We start from the raw sequence: 15,460 nt of genomic DNA, 5'->3' as shown, positions 1-15,460 counted from the left end.
ACATCAGCAGTGGAGGTCAACATGAATGAACCCGTCAGCCCGGGACCGCGCAATGGCATCCTGTCCCTGACCATCAAGGACAAGTCAGTCCTTTACGCCGCCTACATGCCGTTCATCAGAAACGGCGGCCTGTTCATCCCGACCAACAAGAGCTACAAGTTGGGCGACGAGGTGTTCATGCTGCTGCACCTGATGGATGAAGCGGAAAAGATTCCGGTGGCCGGCAGGGTGGCCTGGATCACTCCAAAAGGCGCCCAGGGCAACCGCGCCGCCGGCGTCGGCGTGCAATTCAACGATGGCGACAACACCGCGCGCAGTCGCATCGAAACCCATCTGGCCGGAGCGCTGAAGTCCGACCGTCCCACTCATACGATGTAAGTTGCAGTCTTTTTATGCTCGTAGATTCCCATTGTCACCTCGATCGCCTCGACCTTGCCGTTCATGACGGTTCCCTGGATGCCGCGCTGGAAGCGGCTCGCCAGCGCGGCGTCGGGCATTTCCTGTGCATCGGCGTCAGTGCCGATAACGCGGCCGACGTCAAAGCGCTGGCCGAGCGTTACGACGACGTCGACTGTTCGGTCGGCGTGCATCCGCTGGATGTCCAGCCGGGCGCCGCGCCGGCACTGGACTGGCTGCTGCATGAGCTTGATCACCCGAAAGTGGTGGCCATCGGTGAAACCGGTCTGGATTACCACTACGAGCCGGAAGCGGCGGAATTGCAGCAGGAGTCGTTCCGTCTGCACCTGCAAGCCGCACAGCAGACCGGCAAGCCGGTGATCATCCATACCCGTGGCGCCCGTGCCGACACCCTTGAATTGCTGCGTGAAGCCGCGTTGCCCCAGGCCGGTGTACTGCATTGCTTCACCGAAGACTGGGACATGGCCAAGGCGGCGCTGGACATGGGTTATTACATTTCCCTGTCGGGCATCGTCACCTTCCGCAATGCCGATGCCCTGCGAGATGTGGCGAGCAGGGTGCCGGCCGATCGCCTGCTGGTAGAAACCGATTCGCCGTATCTGGCACCCATCCCTTATCGCGGCAAGCCCAATCTGCCGCAATACGTGCGGGAAGTGGCAGAGTTTCTGGCGATGCTGCGGGGCGAGAACTATGAGCGTTTTGCTGAGCAGACCACCGAGAACTTCAAGCGTCTGTTTCCGCTGGCGCACGTAAAAGCCTGAATCGCAGACAAAAAAAACCCGGGTTCTGGGGGGTGAATCCGGGTTAAGACCATTAGGAGTAAAACAAAGGCACGCGGTCCCTTGGTACCTTTACCGGCACGGCACTTGGGGGATATGCCGCCCGACAGTTCAAGTATTGATCAGTCTGGCGTTCAGTCCAGTTGGCCGGTCGGGGTTTTTAAACAAATTTGGAATACGTGCGCTTCGGTTATGTTCTCATCGTCCCTGAAGCGTTCGTGAAATGAACGAGAAACACAGATATGGTCGGATGTTCCGTGCATTTTTGCGCAATTTAGGCATAATACGCGGCTTCGAATTTTGACCCCTACAGACCTTTTCTTATGCACAAAGAACCTCGTAAGGTCCGTGAGTTTCGTCGCCGCGAGCAAGAAATTCTCGATACCGCGCTCAAGCTGTTCCTCGAACAAGGTGAAGACAGCGTCACCGTCGAGATGATTGCTGATGCCGTGGGTATCGGCAAAGGCACGATCTACAAGCACTTCAAGTCCAAGGCCGAGATCTACCTGCGCCTGATGCTCGATTACGAGCGTGACTTGAACGAGCTGTTGCATTCGGCCGATGTCGACAAGGACAAGGAAGCCCTGTCCCGTGCCTACTTTGAATTCCGCATGCGCGACCCGCAGCGTTATCGCCTGTTCGATCGCCTGGAAGAGAAGGTGGTCAAGGGCAATCAGGTGCCCGAGATGGTCGAGGAGCTGCACAAGATCCGCGCCTCGAACTTCGAACGCCTGACCCTGCTCATCAAGGGCCGCATCAGCGAAGGCAAGCTCGAAGACGTGCCGCCGTACTTCCATTACTGCGCATCCTGGGCGCTGGTGCATGGCGCGGTGGCGCTGTATCACTCGCCGTTCTGGAGCAATGTGCTGGAAGATCAGGAAGGTTTCTTCCAGTTCCTGATGGACATCGGCGTGCGCATGGGCAACAAGCGCAAGCGCGACCCTGAAACACCCAGCAGCTGAATCATTCAGTTGCCTTATGCGCCGTGTTTTTCGCTACATGGCGCAGTACCGCAGGAATATACTCAGGTATGGGGCTTGCTAAAACTTGAATTGTGAGTCAAGTTTTAGCCGCTCGATTTTCCATTGCCGGAGTGCTCCATGATCGTTGACCGTCAAGGCAGGCGTTTTCGCAATTTGCGGATCAGTCTGACCTCAGCCTGCAATTACGCCTGTACCTACTGCGTGCCCAACGGCAAGCGGCTGGTGGCTGCGCAGGATGAACTGTCGGCCGAGGCCATGGCGCGCGGCGTTGCCTACCTGATCGAAGCCGCCGGCATCGAGCGCCTGCGCATTACCGGCGGCGAGCCGCTGGTCAGCCCCAAACTCGAATCCTTCATGAGCGCCGTCGGCAGGATGGGTCTGGAAGACATCAGCCTGACGACCAACGGTCAGCTCCTGGCGAAGAAACTTCCACTGCTGGTCGATGCCGGTCTGCGCCGGATCAACGTTTCCCTCGATACCCTGGACGCCGGCGCATTCCGCAGCATTGCCCGTGGCGGTGATCTGGCAACGGTGCTTGACGGCATGGATCGAGCCAAAGCGGCGGGCATGAAGATCAAGGTCAACATGGTGCCGTTGCGCGGGCAGAACCTCGATCAGGTGATGCCGCTGCTCGATTACTGCCTCGAGCGTGGCTACGAGCTGCGCTTCATCGAGTTGATGCGCATGGGCCACCTGGCCAGGGACTCCAATGCGTTCCTGCAGCAGTTCGTCAGTCTGCAACAACTGCTCGAACTGATCGGCGAGCGCTATGAGTACGCACAAACCGATGCGCCTGTGGACGCCACGGCCGTTCGTTATGCGATTCCCGGTCTGGGTACTTTCGGCGTGATCGCCAACGAAAGCGTACCGTTCTGCCGAACCTGCTCACGACTGCGCCTGTCATCCACCGGATGGCTGCATGGCTGTCTGTCGTCGAGCAACCGTCACTATGTCGGCGATCTGCTCGACAAGCCGCGCCACGAGGCGTTGCCGGCCTTGCAACGGCTGTTGGTCAAGGCCCTGGGCGACAAGCAGGAAGTCGCGTTCTCCGGCGGCGCCACCGTCATGAAGATCATCGGCGGTTGAATCTCCCGCCGCAAAAGCCTTGTTTCAAAACGGATACCCATTCATTTCCAAGGACTGGCGCAAAAGCTGCATCCTACGGCCATTCGCCGGTTTTCCGTCACCGGCTTCTGGAGGATTAGGAATGCGTAGCCTGGTTTTGCTGCTGGCCGTTTTGGCGCTGGGCGGCTGTATGACTGTCAGTGACATGGCCGAAGGGACTCGCTACCAGATGAGCGACGCGGGTCTGCTGGATCACAGCGACAGCCGCCGCGTGAACAATTTCCGCATTCAGCCGGATTCGTTCATCTACATCGCGCAAGGCTCGTTCGCCCCGCCGGGTGGTTCTTACCCGCGTCCCAACGTGGTGGCCGAAGAGGCCTTCAAAGGTTTCGTCGAATACTTCCCGATGGTCCGCCGCGCCCGTGCGCCGGAGGGCCTCGACCAGGCGATGGGCGAAGCCCGCGACGCCGGCGCCCACTACCTGCTTTACACCCGTTTTGCCAAGGCTGACGATCGCATCGGCAACTCCGATGAGTGGCTGGATCAGGAAGCCGTGGATCGCCTCGGTATCGACGGCGGCGTGATTCAGATCATGTTGATCGAGACCAGCACCCAGTATTTGATCGATACTGCACGGATCAAGAGTCGTGGCGGTTTACTGACGTTCCACGACAACAAGCCCGAAGACCTGATCGGTCCACCACTTGCGCAATACGCGCGCAGCCTGTTGGGCGTCGGGGACCAGTAATTCAAGGAGTACGCCATGAGTAGCCCGCAAAAAGCCAATGACCTGCTGGGGCAAATCCCCAAAACCAAAGGCTTGCCGCCGGTGCACTTGTGGAACCCGGATTTCTGCGGCGACATCGATATGCGCATCGCCCGGGACGGCACCTGGTTTTATCTGGGGACGCCGATCGGGCGCAAGTCGATGGTCAAGCTGTTTTCCACCATCATCCGCCGCGATGGTGATGACTACTTCCTGATTACTCCGGTCGAGAAAGTCGGGATCAAGGTCGATGACGCGCCATTCGTGGCGATTGCCGTCGAGGTGGAAGGCGAGGGTGAGGCACAAGTGCTGCGCTTTACCACCAATGTCGATGAAACCACCGAGGCCGGCGCTGAACATCCGATCCGCGTCGAGATCGATCCGACGACGCAAGAGCCTGCGCCCTATGTGCATGTGCGTACCAACCTCGAAGCGCTGATCCACCGCAATGTGTTCTACCAATTGGTGGAACTGGCCGTCAGTCGTGACATCGATGGCCGGCGCTGGCTCGGCGTCTGGAGCGGTGGCGAGTTCTTCCGCATCGGTCTCGAACCCTGAAAAACCGCAGTCTGTGAAAACAGGCTGCGGTTTTTTGTCGTTGACTCCCAATCATATGATCATTAGCGTAGACACCCACAGCGAACGGCGTCGGGGTGTCCATGTCGAGCAGTTTTCACGCATCAACGGTTGACTGGCTGGGTGCCTGGATTGCCGCCGGCCAGGTAAAACCAGGCCAGGCGATCAAGGTCGAGGCTGAGCTGGGCGAGCAGCTCGGCGTCAGCCGCACCGTCATTCGCGAAGCCATCAAGACCCTCGTCGCCAAAGGCATGCTCGAGGTCGGGCCGAAAGTCGGCACCCGCGTGTTGCCGATCAAGCGCTGGAATCTGTTCGATCCGCAAGTCGTGGGCTGGCTGTCACGCAGCGGTCTGCCGGAAAACTTCGTCGATGACCTGCTCGACCTGCGCCGCACCATCGAACCGATGGCGGTGCGCTGGGCCTGCGAGCGGGCGACCGTCGAACAGGTGCAAGCCATCCAGCAGGCCTGCAACGCCCTGGAGAGGGCCGTGCACAGCGGCATCGATTACAACCGCGCCGACCAGTTCTTCCACGAATGCATCCTCGCTGCCAGCCACAATCAATTCATCGAGCAGATGGTGCCGGCCCTCGGTGCTCTGCTTGCCGTGTCCTTCGAAGTGTCCGCGGCCGACCCCGACGAGTTGCGCCGCACCTTGCCCATCCACAAAGACATGGCCGACGCCATCGCCGCCCGGGATGCCGCGCGCGGGGTGTGGGCCTGCATGACGCTGATCGACAACGCCGACCTGGTCATCAAGCGGTTTTACCCGCAGGTGATGGCCGAGAAAAAAGCCAGCTGACCAAAACAACAAGACAGGAGGTTGCATGACGTGGACTGCGGTGACAGAGCATCGGGCGCAACTGGGCGAAGGACCCTTCTGGGACGCACCGACCCAGGCGCTGTACTGGGTGGACATCGCCGGCAGACAGGCGCTACGGCTGATCGGGCAGAACGTGCAGATCTGGCAGATGCCGGAGCACGTCTCGGCGTTCATCCCCTGCGTCAGTGGCGATGCGCTGGTGACCCTGAGCAGCGGCGTCTACCGACTCGATCTGGATTCCCCCGGGCTTGAGCCACGACTGACGCTGTTCTGCGTCGCCGATCCGCAGCCGGGCAATCGCGCCAACGAAGCCCGTTGCGATGACCTGGGCTGCTTGTGGCTCGGCACCATGCAAAACAATATCGGCGAGCAGGGCGAGGATCTGCCGGTCACCCGTCGCACCGGCGGATTGTTCCGGATTGATCCGGATAAAAGAGTCACGCCGTTGCTGCGCGGCCTGGGCATTCCCAACACGTTGCTGTGGAGCAGCGACGGCACCACGCTGTTGTTCGGTGACAGCCTCGACAGCACGTTGTACCGCTACTTCATTCACACCGATGGCAACCTCGACACGGCCCGGCCCTGGTACGGCGCCGATCAGCACGGCGGCCCGGACGGTTCGGCGATGGATGCCGAAGGCTTTGTGTGGAACGCCCGCTGGGATGGCAGTTGCCTGCTGCGCCTGACCCCGGATGGCCGGATCGACCGCAAGATTGACCTGCCGATCAGCCGCCCCACCAGTTGTGTATTCGGCGGCGCCGACCTGAAAACCCTGTACATCACCAGCGCCAAAAGTCCGCTGAACCACCCGCTGGACGGCGCCGTGCTGTCGTTGCGAGTGGACGTCGCCGGAAAACTCTGTACACGTTTTGCTGATTAAATCCCAAAATATGGGATGCAAAATTATATATTGAGATTATTTGGCGGTCGGGTTTATAGTCGGCTCCAGCAGTAACACGCACTCACACTTAAAAAGAACAAAACAGGTGAAGTGATGCAGCGAATTTATCTCGCACTCCCAAGCGGAGTCAGCGTTTCGCAACGGCCCGATGCCGTCAGCGGCGCTTGCCTGTTTCGTTCAAAAAGCCTTCCGGACCGGACATCGTCAGATGCCCGGTTTTTTTATGCTTTCGAACAGGAGTCCTGATTCATGGCTGAACCTCTGTCCCTGCCGCCGGTGCCCGAGCCGCCCAAAGGCGAGCGTCTGAACAACAAGGTCGTGCTGCTGACCGGCGCCGCGCAAGGCATCGGCGAAGCCATCGTCGCGGCCTTTGCCTCGCAGCAGGCCAAACTGGTGATCAGCGATATCCAGGCTGAAAAAGTCGAGAAAGTCGCTGCGCACTGGCGCGAGCAGGGCGCCGATGTGCAAGCGATCAAGGCCGATGTGTCGCGCCAGCAGGACCTGCACGCCATGGCCAGACTGGCCATCGATCTGCACGGACGCATCGATGTGTTGGTCAATTGCGCCGGGGTCAACGTGTTCCGCGATCCGCTGCAAATGACTGAAGAAGACTGGAAACGTTGCTTCGCCATCGATCTCGACGGCGCCTGGTATGGCTGCAAGGCCGTGTTACCGCAAATGATCGAACAAGGCATCGGCAGCATCATCAACATTGCCTCGACCCATTCCACCAACATCATTCCCGGTTGCTTCCCGTATCCGGTGGCCAAGCACGGCTTGCTCGGCCTGACCCGGGCGCTGGGCATCGAGTACGCGCCCAAGGGCATTCGCGTCAACGCCATCGCCCCGGGCTACATCGAAACCCAGCTCAACGTCGATTACTGGAACGGGTTTGCCGACCCGCACGCCGAACGCCAGCGCGCCTTCGATCTGCATCCGCCCAAGCGCATCGGTCAGCCGATTGAAGTGGCGATGACCGCCGTGTTCCTGGCCAGCGACGAAGCGCCGTTCATCAATGCCTCGTGTATCACCATCGATGGTGGTCGCTCGGTGATGTACCACGACTGAAAAACCGGATTTCAGCTGGAATAGTCCGCCTGAAATCCAATCATCATACGATATGACTATTGTTGTCCTGATTGGCGGCAAACGCTTCGACCGCTGTAACGCTTTTCAAATAACGCTCAAGAAAAATAACAAGGAGTCTGCTTATGAAACGTCGTTTCGGGATTCGTACCCTGTGCAGTGCCGCGCTGGCGGTCACTGCGTTCAGCCTGAGCGCTTCGCTGCTGGCCGCCGATCCGGTGAAGATCGGTTTCCTGGTCAAGCAGGCCGAAGAGCCGTGGTTCCAGACCGAATGGGCTTTCGCCGAAAAAGCGGCCAAGGACAAAGGCTTCGAGCTGATCAAGATTGCCGTGCCGGACGGCGAGAAAACCCTCTCGGCCATCGACAGCCTGGCGGCCAATGGCGCCAAGGGTTTCGTGATCTGCCCGCCGGACGTGTCCCTCGGCCCGGCGATCATGGCCAAGGCCAAACTCAATGACCTGAAAGTGATCGCGGTGGACGACCGTTTCGTCGACGCCAGCGGCAAGTTCATGGAGGACGTGCCGTACCTCGGCATGGCCGCGTTCGAAGTCGGCCAGAAGCAGGGCGCCGCCATGGTGGCCGAGGCGAAAAAGCGTAACTGGGACTGGAAAGACACCTACGCGGTGGTCAACACCTACAACGAACTCGACACCGGCAAGAAGCGCACCGACGGTTCGATGAAAGCCCTTGAAGATGCGGGGCTGCCGAAAGAGCACATTCTGACGGCCGCCCTGAAAACCCTCGATGTACCGGGCAGCATGGACGCCACCAACTCGGCGCTGGTCAAACTGCCGGGCGCGGCGAAAAACCTGATCATCGGCGGCATGAACGACAACACCGTGCTGGGCGGCGTGCGCGCCACCGAAGCCGCCGGGTTTGCCGCCGCCAACGTGATCGGTATCGGCATCAACGGCACCGATGCAATCGGCGAGCTGAAAAAACCCAACAGCGGCTTCTACGGTTCGATGCTGCCAAGCCCGCATATCGAAGGCTACAAGACCGCCGAGATGATGTACGAGTGGGTCACCACCGGCAAAGAACCGCCGAAGTACACCGCGATGGACGACGTCACCCTGATCACCCGCGACAACTTCAAGCAAGAGCTGGAAAAAATCGGCCTGTGGAATTGATGGCTGCTCGATCGGTGTGAAGAGGTGGCGATATGCACGCGCAAGTACAGACACAACACAGCGGCGGCAGCCTGAGATTCAACAGGATCGGCAAGACCTTTCCCGGCGTGAAGGCGCTGGACGGCATCAGCTTCGTCGCTCATCCCGGGCAGGTTCACGCCCTGATGGGCGAGAACGGTGCCGGCAAATCGACCCTGCTGAAAATCCTCGGCGGCGCCTACATTCCCAGCAGCGGCGAACTGCAGATCGGTGAGCGGACGATGGCCTTCAGGTCCACCGCCGACAGCATCGGCAGCGGCGTGGCGGTGATTCACCAGGAATTGCATCTGGTGCCGGAAATGACCGTGGCCGAGAACCTGTTCCTCGGTCACCTGCCGGCCAGTTTCGGCCTGATCAATCGTGGCGTGCTGCGCCAGCAGGCATTGGCTTGCCTCAAAGGCCTGGCCGATGAAATCGACCCGCAGACCAAAGTCGGGCGCCTGTCCCTTGGTCAGCGGCAACTGGTGGAAATTGCCAAGGCGCTGTCCCGAGGTGCCCATGTGATCGCGTTCGATGAGCCGACGAGCAGCCTGTCGGCGCGGGAGATCGACCGTCTGATGGCGATCATCGGTCGGCTGCGCGACGAGGGCAAAGTCGTACTCTACGTCTCCCATCGCATGGAAGAAGTGTTCCGCATCTGCGACGCGGTGACGGTGTTCAAGGACGGCCGCTACGTGCGCACCTTCGACGACATGAGCCAGTTGACCCACGATCAACTGGTGACCTGCATGGTCGGGCGTGACATTCAGGACATCTACGATTATCGCGGACGCCCCCGTGGTGCAGTGGCGCTGAGAGTCGATGGATTGCTCGGCCCGGGGCTGCGTGAGCCGATCAGTTTCGATGCGCACAAGGGCGAGATTCTCGGGTTGTTCGGACTTGTCGGGGCCGGGCGCACCGAGCTGTTTCGCCTGCTCAGCGGCCTGGAACGCAGCACCGCCGGACGCCTGGAGTTGCGCGGCCACGAACTGAAATTGCGTTCGCCCCGGGATGCGATTGCCGCCGGGATTCTGCTGTGCCCGGAGGATCGCAAGAAGGAAGGCATCATTCCGCTGGCCAGCGTCGCCGAGAACATCAATATCAGTGCGCGTGGCGCCAACTCCGGCCTCGGTTGCCTGCTGCGCGGGATCTGGGAAAAGGGCAACGCCGACAAACAGATCAAGTCCCTGAAAGTGAAAACACCCCACGCCGGGCAACCGATAAAGTTTCTCTCCGGCGGCAATCAGCAGAAGGCGATTCTCGGCCGCTGGCTGTCGATGCCGATGAAAGTCCTGCTGCTCGACGAGCCGACCCGGGGCATCGATATCGGTGCCAAGGCCGAGATCTATCAAATCATTCATAACCTGGCCGCCGACGGCATTTCGGTGATCGTGGTGTCCAGCGACCTGATGGAAGTGATGGGCATTTCCGACCGCATTCTGGTGCTGTGCGAGGGCGCCCTGCGTGGCGAAGTCAGCCGCGACCAGGCCAATGAATCCAACCTGCTGCAACTGGCTTTGCCGCGCCATCGCGCCGGCGGCGTGGCGAACTGAGAGGTGACTATGATGACAACCCAAAACGAAACCCTGCCGACCGAGCGCAAACCTCTGGATATGCGGCGCTTCCTCGATGACTGGGTCATGTTGCTGGCGGCGATCGGAATCTTCCTCGCCTGTACCTTGCTGATCGACAACTTCCTGTCGCCGCTGAACATGCGCGGCCTGGGCCTGGCGATTTCCACCACCGGGATTGCCGCGTGCACCATGCTGTATTGCCTGGCATCGGGGCATTTCGACTTGTCGGTGGGCTCGGTGATCGCCTGCGCCGGCGTGGTCGCGGCCGTGGTGATGCGCGACACCAACAGCGTGTTTCTCGGCGTCGGCGCGGCGCTGGTGATGGGGCTGATCGTCGGGCTGATCAACGGCATCGTGATTGCCAAGTTGCGGGTCAATGCGCTGATCACGACGCTGGCGACCATGCAGATCGTCCGTGGGCTGGCCTACATTTTTGCCAACGGTAAAGCCGTGGGCGTGTCCCAGGAATCGTTTTTTGTCTTCGGTAACGGCCAGTTGTTCGGCGTGCCGGTGCCGATCCTGATCACCATTGTCTGCTTCCTGTTTTTCGGCTGGCTGCTGAACTACACAACCTACGGGCGCAACACCATGGCCATCGGTGGTAACCAGGAGGCGGCGTTGCTGGCGGGGGTGAACGTCGATCGCACCAAGATCATCATCTTCGCCGTACATGGGGTGATCGGCGCCTTGGCAGGGGTGATTCTGGCTTCGCGGATGACGTCCGGGCAGCCGATGATCGGGCAGGGGTTCGAGCTGACGGTGATTTCGGCCTGTGTGCTGGGCGGGGTGTCGCTGAGCGGCGGGATCGGGATGATCCGCCATGTGATCGCCGGGGTCCTGATTCTGGCGATTATCGAAAATGCGATGAACCTGAAGAACATCGACACGTTTTATCAGTATGTGATCCGGGGTTCGATTCTGCTGCTGGCTGTCGTCATTGACCGACTCAAGCAACGGTAATCCGCAATCCCCTGTGGGAGCGAGCTTGCTCGCGATAGCGGTAGATCCGGCACTTTGATGTCGGATATGCAGGCCTTATCGCGAGCAAGCTCGCTCCCACAGTTCCCCTTATCTACCGAACCTTCCGTCACTTCCAGATAAATACTCCTTGCTCGTCCTGTCTTGTTTCGGTTATCACTTTGTACATGATTAGACAGGTACGATTTGACAAGAAACAACGGGTGGTCGACGAGCTCGTCCGGCGCATCGAAAGCGGTCTCATGGAGGACGGCTTTCTGTTGCCCGGCGAACATCAGTTGGCTCAGGAATTCAACGTCAGCCGTGGCACGTTGCGCGAAGCGCTGGCCGAACTGAAACGGCGCAATTACATCGCCACGCAAAGCGGGGTCGGTTCCATCGTCACTTTCGACGGTGTGGTGCTCGATCAGCGCAGCGGCTGGGCCCAGGCCCTGGCCGACAGCGGGGCGCTGATCAACACCGAAGTGCTGCGCCTGGAGACCGTGACCCGGCCTGATCTGCTGCCGCGCTTCGGCACCGACCAATTCATCACCCTCGATCGTCGCCGCCGTTCCAGCGACGGCACGCTGGTGTCCCTCGAACGCTCATTGATGCCCGCCACCGGGGGCCTGGAAAGCCTGCCGCGTGTGGGTCTGATCGACAATTCGCTGACCGTCACCCTGGCCGCTTACGGCTACATCGGAGAGCGCGGCGACCAATGGATCGGCGCCGAGCCGCTCAACGCCGTGGACGCCGAACTGCTGGGGCGTCCCGAAGGCACGGTGTTCCTCAAGGCACTGCGTACCACCTACGACCGGCAGAACCGTTTCATGGAGCAGGTCGAAAGCCTGCTCGACCCGGTGCATTTTCGTCTGCACCTGCAGTTCGGAGAATCGAAATGACCGCACTCGACCGTGCCCTCGGCGCGTTTTACGGCCTGGCCCTCGGCGATGCGCTGGGCATGCCGACGCAATCCCTGAACCGCGAAACCATCAGGCAACGCTTCGGCCGGATCACCGACCTGCAAGACGCCGGCCCCTTGCAGCCAATTGCCGCGAACATGCCCAAGGGCTCGATCACCGACGACACCGAGCAGGCGATTCTGGTCGGCGAGCTGCTGGTCGAGGGCTCGGGGCGGATCGAGCCGGCGGTGCTCGCGCAACGGCTGATCGAGTGGGAAGCGCAGATGCAGGCCAAGGGTTCGCAGGACTTGCTCGGTCCGTCGACCAAGCGTGCGATCGAAATGATCCTCGCCGGCCATTCGCCGGAAGAGGCCGGACGCTATGGCACCACCAACGGCGCGGCGATGCGCATCACCCCTGTGGGGATCGCGGCGAATGTTGCCGACCCCGAGCGGTTTATCGCGGCGGTGGTGCAGGCCTGTCAGGTCACTCACAACACCACGCTGGGGATTGCCAGCGCGGCAGCGGTGGCGGCCGTGGTTTCGGCCGGCATCAACGGCGTGGATCTGGGCGAGGCGCTCAACCTCGGCCAGCAGATCGCCCAGCAGGCTGAATCACACGGGCACTGGGTGGCCGGCGGGCGCATCGCCTCCAGGATCAGTTGGGCGCGCAGCATCAGTGTCGAGAGCGACCCGGTGCTGCTCGCAGATCTGCTGTACGACGTGATCGGCACTTCGGTCGCCTCACAGGAATCGGTGGTGGTGTCGTTCGCCCTCGCGCAGCAAGTCGCGGTCGGTGAAATGACGCCGTTCGACGCGCTGTGCCTGGCCGCCAGCCTGGGTGGCGACACTGACACCATCGCCGCGATTCTCGGCGCCATGCTCGGGGCCTGTCTGGGCCTTGAGAGCTGGCCGGCGGTGATGATTGAAACCGTCAAAACCGTCAACGATCTGGAGCTGGAACCGTTGGTGAAAGGACTCCTCGCGCTGCGCTGAAACGCCGCCCGCCACACTTCAACCATCCGTCTTGCCGACAACCACAACAAGGGCAACAGGAGCATCTCTCATGAGTTCATCGAACGCCGGCCAAAGTGCCGGGCAACTGGAAACCCGGGGCATCGAGCCAGTGCCGGAAGGCGAGTGCAACGGCCATCCGCTGCAACTGTTCTGGGTCTGGTTCGCGGCCAATATTTCCATTCTCGGCCTGCCGCTGGGCGCCACGCTGGTGGCGTTTCGCGGGCTGGCGATCTGGCAGGCGATCATCGTCGCGATCCTTGGTGCTGCCGGTTCGTTCGCAGTGGTGGGGATCATCTCGATTGCCGGTCGTCGCGGTCGTGCGCCGAGCCTGACCTTGTCCCGGTCGATCTTCGGTGTGCGCGGCAATATCGGCCCGACGCTGGTGTCACTGATGTCGCGCCTGGGCTGGGAGACCGTCAACACCACCACGGCGGCGTTCGTGCTTTTGTCGTTGTGCTCGATCCTGTTCGGCTCGCCGGTGGAAGCCAAAAGCGCGCCGGTGCTGACCCTGATTTTCATCGCGATTTTCGTGCTGCTGACCCTGTCGGTGTCCGGTCTCGGCCACGCCACATTGCTGGTGATCCAGAAGTGGGCGACCTACGTGTTCGGCGCGCTGAACATTCTGGTCGGTGGCTTCCTTTGCGCGACCATCGACTGGAGCGCGGTGTTCAACGCCACGCCGGCGCCGATGAGCGCGATGATCATCGGCATCGGCACCATGGCCGCCGGCACGGGGATTGGCTGGGCCAATGCCGGCGCCGACATGTCGCGCTATCAGCATCGCAGCGTCAAGGCTGTGCGACTGATGGCTTCGGCGGCATTCGGCGCGGGGATTCCGCTGGTGCTGCTGATCACCCTCGGCGGTCTGCTGTCGGTGGGCAACAACGATCTGGCCTCGGCCACTGACCCGATCGTGGCGATCCGCGACATGCTGCCGACCTGGATGGCCGTGCCGTATCTGATCACCGCGTTCGGCGGTCTGCTGCTGTCGAACAACCTGTCGGTGTACTCCGCCGGACTGACCACGTTGACCCTTGGTCTGAAGGTCAAGCGCGTGTACGCGGTTGTGGTCGACATCGTCGCGATCTTCGCCGGTTCGATCTACTTCATGCTGATCGCCGACAGTTTCTACGGCCCGTTCATCACCTTCATTTCGCTGCTGGCGGTGCCGATCACTGCGTGGGTCGGGATCTTCGTGGTCGATCTGATTCACCGTCACTACTACAGCCCCAAAGACTTGCTCGACGTCAGCCCGAACAGCATCTACTGGTACAGCGGCGGCATCGAGTGGCGTGCATTTGGCGCGTGGGCGATTGCCATCGTGCTGGGCTTCAGTTTCACCACCATCGGCACCACCGCCGAAAACATCTGGTTCAAGGGTTTCCTGTCCGATTCCTGGCTGGGCCATAACGGCCTCGGCTGGATCGTGACCTTCGTGGTGGCCGGCGGCATTTACTTCCTGCTCGGCGGTGCGAAAGACCGTCGCGCCGCGCAAACCGAGAATGCTCATGCCTAAGATGTTGCACACCGGCCAGGTCATCATCGACCTGGTCATGGCCGTGGAGTCGCTGCCGCAAATCGGCGGCGACGTGTTGGCGCAGTCCGCCAGTTTCGAAGCCGGCGGTGGCTTCAATGTGATGGCTGCCGCTGTGCGCAATGGTTTGTCGGTGGTCTATCTCGGACGCCACGGCAGCGGTCGTTTCGGTGATCTGGCGCGGCAAGCGATGAATGCCGAGGGCATCCGCATCGGCATCGAACAACCTGCCGAGCGCGACACCGGCATCTGCGTGGCGCTGACTGATGCATCCGCCGAGCGCAGTTTCATTTCCTGTATCGGTGCGGAAGGTGAAGTGACGACAGCAGAACTGAACAGCGTTGCCGCGGAGGCGGGGGATTATGTCTACGTCAGTGGCTACAGCCTGCTGCATGGCGGCAAGGCTCAGTCGTTGCTGGACTGGACGCTGGCGCTGCCGAAGGCAATCAACGTGGTGTTCGATCCGGGTCCGCTGGTGGAGTCACCGGACTCACCGATGATGCGGGCGCTGTTGCCGCGAATCGACGTGTGGACCAGCAACAGTGTCGAGGCATTGCGTTTCACGGGCGCAGCCGACATCGAGACCGCGCTGGATCGCCTGGCCGTGCACCTGCCGGCGGGCGCGCTGATGGTTGTGCGCGACGGGCCGCAGGGTTGCTGGATTCATCAACGTGGCGAACGTCAGCATGTGCCGGGTTTCAAGGTGCAGGCCGTGGATAGCAACGGTGCAGGCGATGCGCATGCGGGAGTATTCGTTGCCGGTCTGGCGCAAGGTCTGGCGGCTGATGAAGCCGCCAGACGCGCCAACGCCGCCGCAGCGTTGGCCGTCACCCGCTGGGGCCCGGCGACCTCACCGGGCTCCGCCGAAGTCGATGCGTTGATGCTTGAGACTTGCGATCACTGATCGATCGCGAAGAGTCCAGAAGATTCGGCAC

The 15,460-nt window shown here is 61.0% G+C and carries 16 protein-coding genes; all 16 read left to right on the top strand.

The features are described from left to right. The first annotated feature begins 21 nt into the window (after positions 1 to 21). A complete protein-coding gene (locus BBF94_RS01195) occupies positions 22 to 378 on the top strand; it encodes a PilZ domain-containing protein (RefSeq protein WP_065257224.1) in 357 nt (118 codons plus the stop codon). Between the two features lie 14 nt (positions 379 to 392). Then, positions 393 to 1,178: a TatD family hydrolase gene (locus tag BBF94_RS01190; protein ID WP_065257223.1), complete on the top strand. Its 786-nt coding sequence runs from the start codon at positions 393 to 395 to the stop codon at positions 1,176 to 1,178. Between the two features lie 341 nt (positions 1,179 to 1,519). Beyond that, positions 1,520 to 2,158 carry a TetR/AcrR family transcriptional regulator gene (locus BBF94_RS01185; protein ID WP_007950805.1) on the top strand — a complete coding sequence of 213 codons (639 nt, stop codon included), beginning with the start codon at positions 1,520 to 1,522 and terminating at the stop codon, positions 2,156 to 2,158. Between the two features lie 138 nt (positions 2,159 to 2,296). Then, on the top strand, positions 2,297 to 3,265 hold the full coding sequence (locus BBF94_RS01180; RefSeq protein WP_065257222.1) for a GTP 3',8-cyclase MoaA: 969 nt from the start codon (positions 2,297 to 2,299) through the stop codon (positions 3,263 to 3,265). Between the two features lie 121 nt (positions 3,266 to 3,386). Beyond that, entirely contained in the window at positions 3,387 to 3,992 is a 606-nt protein-coding gene (locus BBF94_RS01175; protein ID WP_007950810.1) for a DUF4823 domain-containing protein, read from the top strand. Positions 3,993 to 4,007: 15 nt separating this feature from the next. Continuing rightward, entirely contained in the window at positions 4,008 to 4,568 is a 561-nt protein-coding gene (locus BBF94_RS01170; protein WP_065257221.1) for a DUF1285 domain-containing protein, read from the top strand. A gap of 101 nt (positions 4,569 to 4,669) precedes the next feature. Further along, the gene (locus BBF94_RS01165) at positions 4,670 to 5,386 is read left to right on the top strand and encodes a FadR/GntR family transcriptional regulator (RefSeq protein ID WP_065257220.1); all 717 of its coding nucleotides are present in this window, start codon (positions 4,670 to 4,672) and stop codon (positions 5,384 to 5,386) included. A gap of 25 nt (positions 5,387 to 5,411) precedes the next feature. Further along, the gene (locus BBF94_RS01160; protein WP_065257219.1) at positions 5,412 to 6,287 is read left to right on the top strand and encodes an SMP-30/gluconolactonase/LRE family protein; all 876 of its coding nucleotides are present in this window, start codon (positions 5,412 to 5,414) and stop codon (positions 6,285 to 6,287) included. 270 nt (positions 6,288 to 6,557) lie between these two features. Further along, positions 6,558 to 7,376, top strand: coding sequence for an SDR family oxidoreductase (locus tag BBF94_RS01155; protein ID WP_065257218.1), 819 nt, complete (start codon positions 6,558 to 6,560; stop codon positions 7,374 to 7,376). 143 nt (positions 7,377 to 7,519) lie between these two features. Continuing rightward, positions 7,520 to 8,524: a substrate-binding domain-containing protein gene (locus tag BBF94_RS01150; protein ID WP_065257217.1), complete on the top strand. Its 1,005-nt coding sequence runs from the start codon at positions 7,520 to 7,522 to the stop codon at positions 8,522 to 8,524. Between the two features lie 32 nt (positions 8,525 to 8,556). Beyond that, on the top strand, positions 8,557 to 10,095 hold the full coding sequence (araG, locus tag BBF94_RS01145; RefSeq protein ID WP_065257216.1) for an L-arabinose ABC transporter ATP-binding protein AraG: 1,539 nt from the start codon (positions 8,557 to 8,559) through the stop codon (positions 10,093 to 10,095). A 12-nt stretch (positions 10,096 to 10,107) separates the two neighbouring features. Then, positions 10,108 to 11,076, top strand: a complete 969-nt coding sequence (araH, locus tag BBF94_RS01140) for an L-arabinose ABC transporter permease AraH (protein WP_065257270.1) — start codon at positions 10,108 to 10,110, stop codon at positions 11,074 to 11,076. A gap of 185 nt (positions 11,077 to 11,261) precedes the next feature. Further along, positions 11,262 to 11,975: a GntR family transcriptional regulator gene (locus BBF94_RS01135; RefSeq protein ID WP_065257215.1), complete on the top strand. Its 714-nt coding sequence runs from the start codon at positions 11,262 to 11,264 to the stop codon at positions 11,973 to 11,975. Continuing rightward, complete coding sequence (locus BBF94_RS01130) at positions 11,972 to 12,970, top strand: ADP-ribosylglycohydrolase family protein (protein ID WP_065257214.1); 999 nt, start codon at positions 11,972 to 11,974, stop codon at positions 12,968 to 12,970. The genes BBF94_RS01135 and BBF94_RS01130 overlap by 4 nt, the downstream gene beginning before the upstream one ends. A 70-nt stretch (positions 12,971 to 13,040) precedes the next feature. Beyond that, complete coding sequence (locus tag BBF94_RS01125) at positions 13,041 to 14,507, top strand: purine-cytosine permease family protein (protein WP_065257213.1); 1,467 nt, start codon at positions 13,041 to 13,043, stop codon at positions 14,505 to 14,507. Then, a complete protein-coding gene (locus BBF94_RS01120) occupies positions 14,500 to 15,429 on the top strand; it encodes a PfkB family carbohydrate kinase (RefSeq protein ID WP_065257212.1) in 930 nt (309 codons plus the stop codon). Before BBF94_RS01125 ends, BBF94_RS01120 begins: the two co-directional genes overlap by 8 nt. Positions 15,430 to 15,460: the final 31 nt, after the last annotated feature.

Origin of the sequence: Pseudomonas bananamidigenes, assembly GCF_001679645.1 — a bacterium.
In the GTDB taxonomy this organism is placed as follows: Bacteria; Pseudomonadota; Gammaproteobacteria; order Pseudomonadales; family Pseudomonadaceae; genus Aquipseudomonas; species Aquipseudomonas bananamidigenes.
Note: the sequence above shows the minus strand (reverse complement) of the source record. Positions and strands in the feature narration are given on the sequence as shown.

Bases quoted from the DNA above. Each gene is read 5' to 3' on its own strand.
- BBF94_RS01195 (WP_065257224.1), top strand. From the start codon at position 22: ATGAATGAACCCGTCAGCCCGGGACCGCGCAATGGCATCCTGTCCCTG.
- BBF94_RS01180 (WP_065257222.1), top strand. From the start codon at position 2,297: ATGATCGTTGACCGTCAAGGCAGGCGTTTTCGCAATTTGCGGATCAGT.
- araG (WP_065257216.1), top strand. From the start codon at position 8,557: ATGCACGCGCAAGTACAGACACAACACAGCGGCGGCAGCCTGAGATTC.
- BBF94_RS01155 (WP_065257218.1), top strand. From the start codon at position 6,558: ATGGCTGAACCTCTGTCCCTGCCGCCGGTGCCCGAGCCGCCCAAAGGC.
- BBF94_RS01175 (WP_007950810.1), top strand. From the start codon at position 3,387: ATGCGTAGCCTGGTTTTGCTGCTGGCCGTTTTGGCGCTGGGCGGCTGT.
- BBF94_RS01150 (WP_065257217.1), top strand. From the start codon at position 7,520: ATGAAACGTCGTTTCGGGATTCGTACCCTGTGCAGTGCCGCGCTGGCG.
- BBF94_RS01130 (WP_065257214.1), top strand. From the start codon at position 11,972: ATGACCGCACTCGACCGTGCCCTCGGCGCGTTTTACGGCCTGGCCCTC.
- BBF94_RS01165 (WP_065257220.1), top strand. From the start codon at position 4,670: ATGTCGAGCAGTTTTCACGCATCAACGGTTGACTGGCTGGGTGCCTGG.
- araH (WP_065257270.1), top strand. From the start codon at position 10,108: ATGACAACCCAAAACGAAACCCTGCCGACCGAGCGCAAACCTCTGGAT.
- BBF94_RS01160 (WP_065257219.1), top strand. From the start codon at position 5,412: ATGACGTGGACTGCGGTGACAGAGCATCGGGCGCAACTGGGCGAAGGA.
- BBF94_RS01135 (WP_065257215.1), top strand. From the start codon at position 11,262: ATGATTAGACAGGTACGATTTGACAAGAAACAACGGGTGGTCGACGAG.
- BBF94_RS01185 (WP_007950805.1), top strand. From the start codon at position 1,520: ATGCACAAAGAACCTCGTAAGGTCCGTGAGTTTCGTCGCCGCGAGCAA.
- BBF94_RS01170 (WP_065257221.1), top strand. From the start codon at position 4,008: ATGAGTAGCCCGCAAAAAGCCAATGACCTGCTGGGGCAAATCCCCAAA.
- BBF94_RS01190 (WP_065257223.1), top strand. From the start codon at position 393: ATGCTCGTAGATTCCCATTGTCACCTCGATCGCCTCGACCTTGCCGTT.
- BBF94_RS01125 (WP_065257213.1), top strand. From the start codon at position 13,041: ATGAGTTCATCGAACGCCGGCCAAAGTGCCGGGCAACTGGAAACCCGG.
- BBF94_RS01120 (WP_065257212.1), top strand. From the start codon at position 14,500: ATGCCTAAGATGTTGCACACCGGCCAGGTCATCATCGACCTGGTCATG.